Origin of the sequence: Streptomyces sp. WZ.A104, assembly GCF_002382885.1 — a bacterium.
GTDB lineage: Bacteria > Actinomycetota > Actinomycetes > Streptomycetales > Streptomycetaceae > Streptomyces.
In genome coordinates, this window is sequence record NZ_NWVL01000041.1 from 1 (window position 1) to 13,052 (window position 13,052).

The 13,052-nt window shown below is 69.0% G+C and carries 9 protein-coding genes; 2 read left to right on the top strand and 7 right to left on the bottom strand.

Features of this window, described 5'->3' with window-relative positions; translation table 11 throughout:
- Positions 1–454: ANTAR domain-containing response regulator (locus CIB93_RS21740; protein ID WP_096629087.1), on the top strand; the 454-nt coding region annotated here is incomplete at its 5' end.
- A 90-nt stretch (positions 455–544) separates the two neighbouring features.
- On the opposite strand, the gene CIB93_RS21745 is transcribed toward CIB93_RS21740, so the two are convergent.
- The 7 genes from CIB93_RS21745 to CIB93_RS21775 form a co-directional block, all read right to left on the bottom strand.
- A complete protein-coding gene (locus CIB93_RS21745) occupies positions 545–1,261 on the bottom strand; it encodes an ABC transporter ATP-binding protein (protein WP_096629088.1) in 717 nt (238 codons plus the stop codon).
- Positions 1,258–2,313: an ABC transporter ATP-binding protein gene (locus CIB93_RS21750; RefSeq protein ID WP_096629090.1), complete on the bottom strand. Its 1,056-nt coding sequence runs from the start codon at positions 2,311–2,313 to the stop codon at positions 1,258–1,260. The genes CIB93_RS21745 and CIB93_RS21750 overlap by 4 nt, the downstream gene beginning before the upstream one ends.
- A gap of 2 nt (positions 2,314–2,315) precedes the next feature.
- Entirely contained in the window at positions 2,316–4,145 is a 1,830-nt protein-coding gene (locus CIB93_RS21755) for a branched-chain amino acid ABC transporter permease (RefSeq protein ID WP_096629091.1), read from the bottom strand.
- Positions 4,142–5,071, bottom strand: a complete 930-nt coding sequence (locus tag CIB93_RS21760; protein ID WP_096629093.1) for a branched-chain amino acid ABC transporter permease — start codon at positions 5,069–5,071, stop codon at positions 4,142–4,144. The genes CIB93_RS21755 and CIB93_RS21760 overlap by 4 nt, the downstream gene beginning before the upstream one ends.
- Before the next feature lie 95 nt (positions 5,072–5,166).
- Positions 5,167–6,399 carry a branched-chain amino acid ABC transporter substrate-binding protein gene (locus CIB93_RS21765; RefSeq protein ID WP_096629094.1) on the bottom strand — a complete coding sequence of 411 codons (1,233 nt, stop codon included), beginning with the start codon at positions 6,397–6,399 and terminating at the stop codon, positions 5,167–5,169.
- Between the two features lie 878 nt (positions 6,400–7,277).
- Complete coding sequence (locus CIB93_RS21770) at positions 7,278–7,748, bottom strand: PaaI family thioesterase (protein WP_096629096.1); 471 nt, start codon at positions 7,746–7,748, stop codon at positions 7,278–7,280.
- A gap of 97 nt (positions 7,749–7,845) precedes the next feature.
- Positions 7,846–10,128 (bottom strand): FdhF/YdeP family oxidoreductase, encoded by a 2,283-nt coding sequence (locus CIB93_RS21775; RefSeq protein WP_096629169.1) that lies wholly within the window; start codon positions 10,126–10,128, stop codon positions 7,846–7,848.
- A gap of 169 nt (positions 10,129–10,297) precedes the next feature.
- Between CIB93_RS21775 and polA the strand changes: the two genes are divergently transcribed.
- Positions 10,298–13,009, top strand: a complete 2,712-nt coding sequence (polA, locus tag CIB93_RS21780; RefSeq protein WP_096629097.1) for a DNA polymerase I — start codon at positions 10,298–10,300, stop codon at positions 13,007–13,009.
- The last annotated feature ends 43 nt before the right edge of the window (positions 13,010–13,052 follow it).

A 13,052-nucleotide genomic window follows, 5' to 3' on the forward strand; every position in this document is an offset into this window, starting at 1 on the left:
GCACAAGCCGGACCTGGTGATCCTCGATGTGAAGATGCCGGTCCTCGACGGGATCTCCGCCGCCGAGAAGATCGCCGAGGAGTCCATCGCGCCCGTCCTCATGCTCACCGCCTTCTCGCAGCGCGACCTGGTCGAGCGGGCCAGGGACGCGGGGGCCATGGCGTATCTGGTGAAGCCGTTCAGCAAGAGCGACGTGGTGCCCGCCATCGAGATGGCCGTCTCCCGGTTCGCGGAGCTGAAGGCGCTGGAGAGCGAGATCGCGGACCTGTCCCAGCGGCTGGAGACCCGCAAGCTGGTGGACCGGGCGAAGAGCATCCTCCAGACGGATTACGGGCTCTCCGAGCCTGCCGCGTTCCGGTGGATCCAGAAGACGTCGATGGACCGCCGGATGTCGATGCAGCAGCTCGCGGAGGCGCTGATCGCGGACGCGGAGGAGAAGAAGGCGGCCGAGTAGCCCGCCCCGTACGCGCGTCCGTACGAAGGAGAGAGGCCCGCACCCCGGAGGAAGAACCGGGGTGCGGGCCTCTCGCGTACGGGAAGGACGTCAGTCCTCGCCGAGGTACGCCTTGCGGACGGAGTCGTCGTGCAGCAGGTCCTGTCCGGTGCCGGAGAGGACGATGTTGCCGACCTCCATGACATGCGCGTTGTTGGCGAGCGAGAGTGCCGCCTGGGCGTTCTGCTCGACGAGCAGGATGGTGGTTCCCTGGTCGCGGAGTTCGGTGATGGTAGCCATGATCTTCTGCATCATGATCGGGGAGAGGCCCATGGAGGGTTCGTCGAGCATGAGCAGTTTGGGCTGGGACATCAGGGCGCGTCCCATGGCGAGCATCTGCTGTTCGCCGCCGGAGAGGGTGCCCGCGGCTTGCTTCCGGCGTTCCCCGAGGATGGGGAAGAGGCCGTAGGCGCGCTGGATGTCCTTGGCGATGCCGTCGCTGTCCTTGCGGAGGAAGGCGCCGAGGCGCAGGTTGTCCTCGATGGACATGCGGGGGAAGATGTGGCGGCCTTCGGGGGAGTGGGCGAGTCCGAGGGAGACGACCTGGTGGGCCGGGACCTTGCGCAGGGACTTGCCGTTGAATTTGATCTGGCCGGCGAGCGGCTTGATCAGTCCGGAGAGGGTGCGGAGTGTTGTCGTCTTGCCGGCGCCGTTGGTGCCGATGAGGGTGACGACTTCGCCGGCCTCGACCTTGAACGAGATTCCCTTGACGGCCTCGATCTTGCCGTAGGCGACGCGCAGGTCCTCGACTTCGAGAAGTGCGGTCATCGGTCGTTCTCCTTGCTGGTGCTCGCGCCGGGTGTGTCCGGGGTGGTGTCGGACGCGGCGTCTGCCTCCGGTGTGTCTGCCGTCGGGGCCTCTGCCGTCGGGGCCTCTGCGTCCGGAGCGGCTGGTTCCGGGGTGGTGGCCTCGGTGGTCTCCGGTGCCGTGGTGGCCGTGGTGGCCGTGGTGGCCGTGGTGTGGGCCTCCGCGGCTTCGACTTCCGCGACTTCCGCCGCGCCCGGGTCGCCTTCGAAGGGTTCGCCGAGGTAGGCGGCGACGACGCGTTCGTCGCCCTGGACTTCGGCGGCGGTGCCTTCGACCAGCTTCTCGCCCTGGACGAGGCAGGCCACGCGGTCGCAGAGGTTGAAGATGAAGCGCATGTCGTGCTCGATGACGAGGACGGCGATGCCCTTGTCGCGGATGGCGAAGATGAGTTCTTCGGCCGCGCGGGTCTCCTGCGGGTTCATGCCGGCGGTGGGTTCGTCGAGCAGGAGGAGGCCGGGCTCGCTGGCGAGCGCGCGGGCGATCTCCAGCTTGCGCTGTTCGCCGTAGGGGAGGTTGCGGGAGAGGTGTTCGGCCTTGTGGTCGAGGCCGATGAACTCCAGCAGTTCCATGGCGCGGGCCTTGGACTCGGCTTCGGCGCGGTGGAAGCCGGGGCCGCGCAGGAGGGCGGACCAGAGGCCTTCCTTGGTGCGGGTGTGGCGTCCGACGAGGACGTTCTCCAGGACGGTCATGTTGGAGAAGAGGCGGATGTTCTGGAAGGTGCGGGCGATGCCGGTCGCCGTGATCTTGAAGGATTTGGCGGGGAGTACGGTGCCCTTGTAGAGGACTTCGCCCTCGGTGGGGGTGTAGAGGCCGGTGAGGCAGTTGAAGAAGGTGGTCTTGCCTGCGCCGTTGGGGCCGATGAGGCCGACGATCTCACCGGAGTTGACGGTGAGGTCGACGGATCGGACGGCGGTGAGGCCGCCGAATCGCATCGTGACGCCGCGGGCGTCGAGGACGGTCTCGCCGGGTGCGCTCACGGCTGCTGCCTCGGCGGTGGTGGTGTCGGTGGTCATCGTCAGGACCCTGCCTTGGTGAGAGTGGCGGGCGCTTCGTCCTTCTCGTGGAGTTCGAGCTGTCGACGGCGGTTGGCGATGAGGCCCTCGGGGCGGAAGCGCATCAGCAGGACCAGCGCGAGCCCGAAGGCGAAGAGCTGGTAGTCGCTCATGAACTGGAGCTTGTTCGGGATGAGGAAGAGGAGTGCGCCGCCGACGAGGGGTCCGCTGATGGTGCCCATGCCGCCGAGGACGACCGCTGCGAGGAGGAAGGCCGAGTTGGGCGGGACGGCGTGGGCGAACTGGTACTGCTCGGGGGTCACGGTGTAGGTGACGTGTGCTTGTACGGCTCCGGCGAGGCCGGCGAGGGTGGCGCCGAGGGCGAAGGCGACGAGCTTGGTGCGGAAGCCGTTGATGCCCATGGCTTCGGCGGCGGTCTCGTCTTCGCGGATGGCGACCCAGGCGCGGCCGATGCGGGATTCGGCGCTTCGTCGGAAGACCACGACCACGATGAGGGTGACCAGCAGCATCAGGAAGAAGTAGTTGGCGAAGCGGCCGATGGTGAACCCGGCGATGGAGTGGGTGGCGCCGAAGTCGAAGCCGAGGATGCTGAGGTTCGGGATCGAGGAGATGCCGTTGGAGCCGTTGGTGACGTCGGGTCCGGAGGTGCCGTCGAGGTTGAGGACGGCGATGCGGAAGATCTCTCCGAAGCCGAGGGTCACGATGGCGAGGTAGTCGCCGCGGAGCCGCAGGGTGGGGGCGCCGATGAGGACGCCGAAGACCATGGAGGCGGCGGCGCCGACGAGGATTGCCTGCCAGAAGGGCAGCTGGATGCCGAGCGGGGAGGTCGGTGAGCCGGAGACGAGGGCGGCGGCGTAGGCGCCGACGCCGAGGAAGGCGACGTAGCCGAGGTCGAGGAGTCCGGCGAGGCCGACGACGATGTTCAGTCCGAGGGCGACGGTGGCGAAGATGAGGATGTTGACGCCGATGGTCGCGTACTGGTCGTCGGACTGGGTGAAGGGGAAGGCCGCCGCGGCGACGAAGGCGCCGATGAGGGTCACGTTGCGGTGGCGTGCCGTGAGGGTGGCGACGCGTTGGATGAGTCCGGCTTTCTGGATGGCTGCGAAGCCGAAGCCGGCGGTGATGAGGAAGCCGATGAACAGCTCGTCGTACTCGGTGCTGATGCCGTAGGTGAAGACGACCAGGCCGAGGGCGAGGACGACGGCGACGATGAGGATCTCGATGTACGAGGGGAGAGTTCTTGCGGGGCGTGCGGTGCTGGTGGTGAGGGTGCCTTTGTAGGTTTCCCAGCGGTTGCCGAGGTTGTGCTTGAACTGTCCGAAGCCGGTGTCCTCGGGGTCGGCGGGGGTGGTTTCGGGTCGCTCGTAGGGGAGGGAGCGGGCGCCGATCCAGCCGATGAGGGTGGCGAGCAGGGCGACGTAGGCGCCGGGTTCGAGGTTGACGACGCCGCCGAGGGTGGTGGCGATGGCGCCCATGGAGAACCAGGCGGTGGCGAGGCCTGCGTAGGCGGCGAGCCGGATGGCGGCGTCGGCGCCTTGGGGGGTGAGCCAGTTCAGGCCTTTGATTCCGTAGGAGGAGAGGCCGAAGAGGGTGAGCAGGGCTCCGCTGACGAGGACGAGCCACTGGAGTCCGCCGGGGTAGCCGTAGACCGTGAGGTTGCCGGGGAAGGCGGAGGTCCAGGTCCAGGCGAGGAAGGCGGAGATGACGGTGAGTGCGCCGCCGGTGGTGGCGGTTGCCCGTGCGATGTGCGGTGGGAGGGTGCCGCGGGTGGCCGGGGTGGCCTGTGCGGGTGCGGTGACCGTGGTGGTCTGTGTAGTGGTCATCGTGGTCACGCCCTGTCCGCGACGCGCTCGCCCATGATGCCCTGGGGCCGGAAGAGGAGCACGAGGATGAGGAGTACGAACGCCCAGGCGTTGGCCCAGGACTGGCCGCCGAGTTGTTCGAGGCCGGGGATTTCGGCGACGTAGGCGGCGGCCATGGTCTCGGCGACGCCGAGGGTGAGGCCGCCGATCATGGCGCCGTAGATGTTGCCGATGCCGCCGAGGACGGCTGCGGTGAAGGCCTTGAGGCCGAGGAGGAAGCCCATGCGGAACTGGACTTCGCCGTATTTGAGGCCGTAGGCGACGGCGCCGATGGCGGCGAACGCGGCGCCGAGGGCGAAGGCGACCACGATGATGCGGTCGGTGTTGATGCCCATGAGCTTGGCGGTGTCCGGGTCCTGCGCGGTGGCTTGCATGCCGCGGCCGGTGCGGGTCTTCATGACGAAGTAGCCGAGGACGGCCATGGATATGGGGGCGGCTATGAGCAGGAAGACGTCACCGGTCTGGATGGTGACGGGGCCGAGTTCGAAGGGGCCGCCGGGGATTTCGGGGAAGGTGCGGGCGGATTTGGCGCCGGGGTACCAGGCCCATACGGCCTGCTGGAGGGCGAGTGACAGGCCGATGGCGGTGATGAGTGGTGCGAGGCGTGGTCCGCCGCGCAGTGGCCGGTAGGCGAATCGTTCCGCTCCGACCGCGATGGTGGTGGCGACGATGATCGCGCCGATGAGCATGAGGGGCAGCGCGAGCAGGACGCTGGTGCCGCTGGGGAGTATGAGCCAGACCGTGAGGGCCCCGAAGCCGCCGGTCATGAAGATCTCGCCGTGGGCGAAGTTGATGAGCTGGACGATGCCGTAGACCATCGTGTAGCCAATGGCGACCAGCCCGTACATCGATCCGAGTAGCAGGCCGTTGACCAGCTGTTGCGGCAGTTCGTTCACCGCGGGTCCTCCGTGTCTTTCGCCGGATATAGAGCAGCGCGGGGCGCCTGGTGTGCGGCGCCCCGCGCTGCCGGTGGTAGGTCAGGCTGGTGGTGTCAGCTGGTGAGAGTGCCGGACTTGACCGCCGCCCAGTCGCCGTCCTTGTACTCGTAGACGGTGAGCTGCTTGTTGGTGGTGTCGCCGAACTCGTCGAAGGAGACCTTGCCGGTCACGCCTTCGAAGTCGACCTTGCCGACGGCCTCGGCGACCTTGGCCCGGGCGTCGCTGGGGAGCTTGCCGTCGTTGGCTTCGACGACCGCCTTCACGGCCTCGATGATCGACCAGGCGGCGTCGTAGGAGTAGCCGCCGTACGCCTCGAAGGGCTCCTTGTAGCCGCCCTTCTCGTAGTTCGCGACGAACTCCTTGGCGGACGGGAGGGTGTCGATCGGTGCGCCGACGGAGGTGGCGAGGTCGCCCTCGCCCTCCGCGCCGGAGAGCTTGATGTACTCGCCGCTGAAGATGCCGTCGCCGCCGACGAGGGGGATCTTGGCGCCGGCCTTCTTGATCTGCTTGCTGAGCGGGCCTGCGGCGGGGTACTCGCCGCCGTAGTAGACGACGTCGGCGCCGGAGCTCTTGACCTTGGTGGCGACCGAGGAGAAGTCCTTGGTCTCGGGGTCGATGTGCTCGGTGCCGGCGATCGTGCCGCCGAGCTTCTCGAACTCGGCCTTGAAGGTGCCGGCCAGGCCGGCACCGTAGGTCTTCTTGTCGTCGATGACGAAGACCTTCTTCTTCTTGGCGTCGTTGAAGAGGTACTGCGCCGCGAAGGGGCCCTGGACGGCGTCCGTGGTGGAGGTGCGGAAGTAGGAGGCGAACGGGCGCTCCTTGGTGCCCTCGTTCCACTTCTGGCCCTGGGTGAGGGAGGGGGAGGTGTTCGCGGGGGAGACCTGGACGAGGTTCGCGTCGGCCAGGACCTTCTGCATGGACTCGCCGACGGAGGAGTTCAGCGGTCCGACGGTGCCGAGGACTTCCTTGTCGGCGACGAACTTGCTGGCGTTCTGCTGGCCGGAGGACGGCTGGGCCTGGTCGTCGAGGGCCTGGAGCTCGAAGGTGATGCCTTCGACGTACTTCTTGGCGTTGGCCTGCTTGACGGCGAGATCGGCGGAGTTCTTGATGCCGAGGCCGAGGGCGGAGAGGTCGCCGGTGAGGGGGGCGTCGAGGCCGATGACGACGGTCTGGTTGCCGTCGTTGCCGCTGTCGCCGTTGCTGTCGTCGCGCGAACCGCAGGCGGTGAGCGTCAGTGCTCCGGTGGTGAGCACGGCAGTGAGTATGAGCAAAGAACGGTGTCGCACGAAAAGTCCTTTCCCTGGCGCGGCCTCCTCTGCTTGAGGTGCCGTGTCGGTCGCCGGGCCGTACTGGGGGTGTACATGGGGGCCGTGCAGCAGACGCGCCCGGCGGCGCGGTGACTGGCCGTGACTCTAAGCGCAGGTGGGGGAGTGCGGCACGGGTCGGCCTCGGATGTGACTCTCTTGTTATGCCCTTGAGCAACGCTTGAGATTGCTGTGATGATTTGCGGGGTTTTGCGTAGGAGAGTGAAATGACCGCATGCTGAGAACGCGCAGCTCTGCTAAGGGGCTTGAGGGGATCACGGTGCTGACGGCGGTCTGTGTGTGCGTACTGTGACGCCCCGGGTTCGCTATGCGGTGGGGGTGTCGACGGGTGGCCGGTTCGCTTCCCGCGCCATCATTACGCTCGGTTACTTTTTTCGGTGAGTTCCGGGCGGGTTCGCCCTTGGCGGGAGGCCGTCCTTGAGAGTGCCCGGCGGTGCTGGCGTCGCCGTCCGGCGATCTTCCGGAGGGTGTGGCGCCCGTCGGGAAGGGCGGGTCGGCGCGTCATGGCTCGTGGGGCTTGGGCGGAGGGCTCGTCGCATGGCCGTCCGGGCCCCGGTTCGGTGGGGCGGGGCCTCAACTCAACCGCCCAGTAACCATTTTGGTCCGGCGGTGGGGCGGGGCGGGGCGGGTGTCACTCGCGGTGACGCCATGGGTTCCGGTTCGGCCGCATCCGGCCAGGCTGACGACCGATCGGTGCCCGGGGGCGGGGACTTGGCACCCGGCCCCGGTGCGCGGGCCGCCCCGGCCCGCGGGGTGGCGGACGGGGCGGCCCGGGATGGCAGTGTGTGGCGGCCCCGGGGTGGCGGTAGGCGGCCCGGGGTGGCGGGCGGGGCGGGCGGTCAGCCGGCCTCGGGCCGCGGGGCGTCGCGGAGCAGGCAGGTCAGACGCGCGGTGCAGACGCGCTTGTCCTGCTCGTCGGTGATGACGATCTCGTACGTGGCCGTGGAGCGCCCCCGGTGTACGGGAGTGGCGATGCCGGTCACGAGGCCGTTGCGGACCCCCCGGTGGTGGGTGCAGTTGAGGTCCACGCCGACGGCGAGCTTGGAGGCCCCGCCGTGCAGCATCGAACCGATGGATCCGAGGGTCTCGGCGAGCACGGCGGACGCCCCGCCGTGGAGCAGGCCGTAGGGCTGCGTGTTGCCCTCGACGGGCATGGTGCCCACCACGCGGTCGGCCGCGGCCTCGACGATGGTCACCCCCATGCGCTCGCCGAGGTGACCGGCGGAGAAGAGCGCGGGCAGGTCGACGCCCAGTGCCGCGTACTCGTCGAGGACTTCCTGCGGGAAGAGGGGTTCGGTGTGCTCGCCCATGGGTCCGGCTCCGATCGTCTGCGCTGGTTCATTGCTGTCTGCACTGTTCTTATCAGACGACTGAGCGAACGCTTAGAGGAATGGGAGGTACCGGTGGTCAGCGGGGGTCCTGGGGGCTCTCGAAACGGACGACGACCGACTTGCTGGCCGGGGTGTTGCTGGTGTCCGCCGTGGAGTCCAGCGGTACCAGGACGTTGGTCTCCGGGTAGTAGGCGGCGGCGCAGCCGCGGGCGGTGGGGTAGTGGACGACGCGGAAGCCCTCCGCGCGACGCTCCACGCCGTCCTTCCACTCGCTGACGAGGTCGGTGTACGCGCCGTCGGCGAGGCCGAGGGCGGCCGCGTCCTGGGGGTTGACCATGATGACGCGGCGGCCGCCCTTGATGCCGCGGTAGCGGTCGTCCAGGCCGTAGATGGTGGTGTTGTACTGGTCGTGGGAGCGCAGTGTCTGCAACAGGAGCCTGCCGGAGGGGAGTTCGGGGAACTCGACGGGGGCGGCGGTGAAGTTGGCGCGGCCGGTGGCGGTGGGGAAGCGGCGCTCGTCGCGGGGGGCGTGGGGGAGTGTGAAGCCGCCGGGGCGGGCGATGCGGGTGTTGAAGTCCTCGAAGCCGGGGACCACGCGGGAGATGCGGTCGCGGATCGTGGCGTAGTCCCGTTCGAAGGCCTCCCATTCCGTACGGGAATCGGGTCCGAGGACCGCGCGGGCCAGGCGGGCGACGATGGCGGGCTCGGACAGCAGGTGGGGGCCGGCGGGGGTGAGGTTGCCGCGCGAGGAGTGGACCATGCCCATGGAGTCCTCGACGGTCACGAACTGCTTGCCGCTTGCCTGGACGTCCTTGTCGGTGCGGCCCAGCGTCGGCAGGATCAGGGCGCGGGCGCCGGTGACGGTGTGGGAGCGGTTGAGCTTGGTCGATACGTGGACGGTGAGCCGGGCGCGGCGCATCGCGGCCTCGGTGACGGCGGTGTCGGGCGTGGCCGCGACGAAGTTGCCGCCCATCGCGAAGAAGACCTTCGCCTCGCCGTCGCGCAGTGCCTGGATCGAGCGCACCACGTCGTAGCCGTGGTGGCGCGGCGAGGTGATGCCGAACTCCTTGTCCAGGGCGTCCAGGAACGCCGGTGCGGGGCGTTCGAAGATGCCCATGGTGCGGTCGCCCTGGACGTTGGAGTGGCCGCGCACCGGGCAGACCCCGGCGCCAGGGCGGCCGATGTTCCCGCGCAGCAGGAGGAAGTTGACGACTTCCCGGATCGTGGGAACGGAGTGCTTGTGCTGGGTGAGGCCCATCGCCCAGCAGACGATGGTGCGCTGCGAGGCGAGGACCATCGCGAGGGCCTGCTCGATCTCGGCGCGGGTGAGCCCGGTCGCGGTCAGGGTCTCCTCCCAGTCCGCGGCTTCGGCGGCCTTGGCGAACTCCTCGTAACCGTGGGTGTGTTCGGCGACGAACGTTGTGTCGACGGCCCCCTCCGTGGTCAGGATCAGCTTGTTCAGGAGGCGGAAGAGCGCCTGGTCGCCGCCGATCCGGATCTGGAGGAACAGGTCGTTGAGCGGGGTGCCCTTGAGCATGCCGTGGGGCGTCTGGGGGTTCTTGAAACGCTCCATGCCCGCTTCGGGGAGCGGGTTCACCGAGATGATCTTCGCTCCGGACTTCTTCGCCTTCTCCAGGGCGGAGAGCATCCGGGGGTGGTTCGTCCCGGGGTTCTGCCCGGCGACGATGATCAGGTCGGCCTGGTGGAGGTCTTCGAGGGAGACGCTGCCCTTGCCGATGCCGATGGTCTCCGTGAGCGCGGAGCCGGACGACTCGTGGCACATGTTCGAGCAGTCCGGCAGGTTGTTCGTGCCGAACTCGCGGGCGAAGAGCTGGAGCAGGAACGCGGCCTCGTTGCTCGTGCGCCCCGAGGTGTAGAAGAGGGCCTCGTCGGGGGAGTCGAGGGCCGTCAGCTCCTCCGCGATGATCGCGAACGCCCGCTCCCAGGTCACCGCCTCGTACCGCTCGGCGCCCTCGGCCAGATACACCGGCTGGGTGATCCGGCCCTGCTGGCCCAGCCAGTAGCCGCTGCGCCCGACGAGGTCGGCCAGTGGGTGTGCGGCGAAGAAGTCGGGGGTGACGCGGCGCAGCGTGGCCTCCTCGGCCACGGCTTTCGCCCCGTTCTCGCAGAACTCCGCGGTGTGCCGCTTCTCGCCCTCGGGCCAGGCGCAGCCCGGGCAGTCGAAGCCGTCCTTCTGGTTGACCTTGAGGAGGGTCCGCGCCGTGCGGCGCATGCCCATCTGCTGACTCGCGATGCGCAGGGAGTGGGCGACGGCGGGCAGCCCGGCCGCGGCGTGCGGGGCGGCTTCCACCTGAGGGGCGTCCTGGACCGGGTCACCGGTGGGCGGCTTGGTGGCCATGATGCTGCTCTCCTTCGAGCGCTTCTTCCGCAGGTGTTCTGCCTCGGTATCGATCCTGTCACGCACCACTGACATCGCACCCGGCCGGGCACCGGGTCAAGGGTGCGTGGGGGGCCGTACGGGGGTCGCCCGGTCCGGATTGTCAGTGGGCCGTGGCAGGATCGGGGGCGTGGCTGAGACGGCATCGAAGAAGACGGCAGACAACCGACCGCGCCTGCTCCTCATGGACGGGCACTCCCTGGCGTACCGGGCGTTCTTCGCCCTGCCCGCGGAGAATTTCACGACCTCGGTGGGCCAGCCGACGAACGCCGTGTACGGCTTCATGTCGATGCTGGCGAACACCCTGCGTGACGAGTCGCCCACGCACTTCGCGGTCGCGTTCGACGTGTCCCGCAAGACCTGGCGCGCCCAGGAGTTCCCTGAGTACAAGGCGAACCGCTCCAAGACCCCCGATGAGTTCAAGGGGCAGGTCGAGCTGATCGGCGAGCTGCTGGACGCGATGCACGCGGACCGGTTCGCGGTGGACGGCTTCGAGGCGGACGACGTCATCGCGACGCTCGCGACGCAGGCCGAGGCGGCCGGGTTCGAGGTGCTGATCGTCACCGGCGACCGGGACTCCTTCCAGCTGATCACGGAGAACGTGACCGTGCTCTACCCCACCAAGGGGGTCTCCGAGCTGACCCGGTTCACCCCGGAGAAGGTCGTCGAGAAGTACGGACTCACCCCGCAGCAGTATCCGGACTTCGCGGCTCTGCGCGGCGACCCGTCCGACAATCTCCCGGGGATCCCCGGGGTCGGTGAGAAGACCGCCGCGAAGTGGATCAACCAGTTCGGTTCCTTCGCCGAGCTGGTCGAGCGGGCCGACGAGGTCAAGGGCAAGGCCGGGCAGAATTTCCGCGACCACCTGGACGCGGTGAAGATGAACCGCGTGCTGACCGAGATGGTCCGCGACGTGGAGCTGCCGAAGACCCCCACCGAGCTGGAGCGCGCCCCCTACGACCGTACGGCGGTCACCGGCGTCCTCGATGTCCTGGAGATCCGCAATCCGAGCCTGCGCGAGCGGCTGCTCGCCGTCGACCCGGGTGCGGAGGAGGCAGGGCCGCCCGCCCCCGCCGCGGGGATCGAGCTGGACGGCGCGGTCCTCGGCTCCGGCGAGGTCACCCCCTGGCTGGAGGCGCACGGCGGGCAGCCGCTCGGCGTCATGACCGTCGACACCTGGTCGCTGGGGGCCGGCACGGTCACCGAGGTCGCCCTCGCCGCCGCCGACGGGGCCGCCGCGTGGCTTGACCCGACCCAGCTCGACGAGGCCGACGGGAAGGCGTTCGAGGCCTGGGCGGCGGACCCGGCGCGCCCCAAGGTCCTGCACAACGCCAAGAACGTGATGCGGGTCTTCCCCGAGATGGGCTGGCGGCTCGAAGGCGTCACGATGGACACCGCGCTCGCCGCGTATCTGGTGAAGCCGGGCCGTCGTTCCTTCGCTCTGGACGCGCTGGCCGTGGAGTACCTGGGCCGTGAGCTGGCCCCGGCCGCCGCCTCCGACGGGCAACTGGCCTTCGGCGCGGACGACCGGGCCGAGGCGGACGCCCTGATGGCGCAGGCGCGGGCCGTGCTCGACCTGGGCGACGCGTTCAACACCCGCCTGAAGGAGGTGGGCGCGGCGGAGCTCCTGCACGACATGGAGCTGCCGACCTCGATCCTCCTGGCCCGTCTGGAGCGGCACGGCATCGCCGCGGACCGGGCCCATCTGGAGTCCATGGAGCAGCAGTTCGCCGGGACCGTGCAGCAGGCGATCAAGGAGGCGCACGCGGCGGTCGGCCGCGAGTTCAACCTCGGTTCGCCCAAGCAGCTCCAGGAAATCCTCTTCGGCGAGCTGGGCCTGCCGAAGACGAAGAAGACCAAGACCGGATACACCACGGACGCGGACGCCCTGGCCTGGCTCGCCGCGCAGACCGAGCACGAGCTGCCGGTCCTGATGCTGCGCCACCGCGAGCAGGCGAAGCTCCGAGTCACCGTCGAGGGTCTGATCAAGACGATCGCCGCCGACGGCCGTATCCACACCACGTTCAACCAGACCGTGGCGGCGACGGGCCGGCTCTCCTCCACCGATCCCAACCTGCAGAACATCCCCGTCCGCACGGACGAGGGCCGGGCGATCCGCCGGGGCTTCGTCGTCGGTGAGGGCTTCGAGACCCTGATGACGGCGGACTACAGCCAGATCGAGCTGCGGGTGATGGCGCACCTCTCCGAGGACGCCGGTCTCATCGAGGCGTTCACCTCCGGCGAGGACCTGCACACCACGGTCGCCTCCCAGGTCTTCGGCGTCGAGAAGCCGGCCGTCGACGCCGAGATGCGCCGCAAGATCAAGGCCATGTCGTACGGCCTGGCCTACGGCCTCTCCGCGTTCGGTCTTTCCCAGCAGCTGAACATCGACCCCGCCGAGGCCCGGGTGCTGATGGACACCTACTTCGAGCGGTTCGGCGGGGTACGGGACTATCTCCACCGGGTCGTCGAGGAGGCCAGGGCCACGGGATACACGGAGACGATCCTCGGCCGCCGCCGCTATCTCCCCGACCTCAACAGCGACAACCGCCAGCGCCGCGAGGCCGCCGAGCGGATGGCGCTCAACGCCCCGATCCAGGGCACGGCCGCGGACATCGTGAAGGTGGCGATGCTGCGGGTGGACCGGGCGCTGACCGAGGCGAGGCTGACCTCGCGGATGCTGCTCCAGGTACACGACGAAATCGTCCTGGAGATCGCCAAGGGCGAGCGGCAGCAGGTGGAGGAGATCCTGCGCCACGAGATGGCCCACGCGGTCGAGCTGCGCGCCCCGCTGGACGTCTCGGTCGGCGTCGGCAAGGACTGGGAGTCGGCGGCGCACTGACCTGCGTACAAGGAAGGGCCCGGAGCCGCACTGCGGTTCTGGG

Bases quoted from the DNA above. Each gene is read 5' to 3' on its own strand.
- CIB93_RS21770 (WP_096629096.1), bottom strand. From the start codon at position 7,748: ATGGGCGAGCACACCGAACCCCTCTTCCCGCAGGAAGTCCTCGACGAG.
- CIB93_RS21775 (WP_096629169.1), bottom strand. From the start codon at position 10,128: ATGGCCACCAAGCCGCCCACCGGTGACCCGGTCCAGGACGCCCCTCAG.
- CIB93_RS21745 (WP_096629088.1), bottom strand. From the start codon at position 1,261: ATGACCGCACTTCTCGAAGTCGAGGACCTGCGCGTCGCCTACGGCAAG.
- CIB93_RS21750 (WP_096629090.1), bottom strand. From the start codon at position 2,313: ATGACCACCGACACCACCACCGCCGAGGCAGCAGCCGTGAGCGCACCC.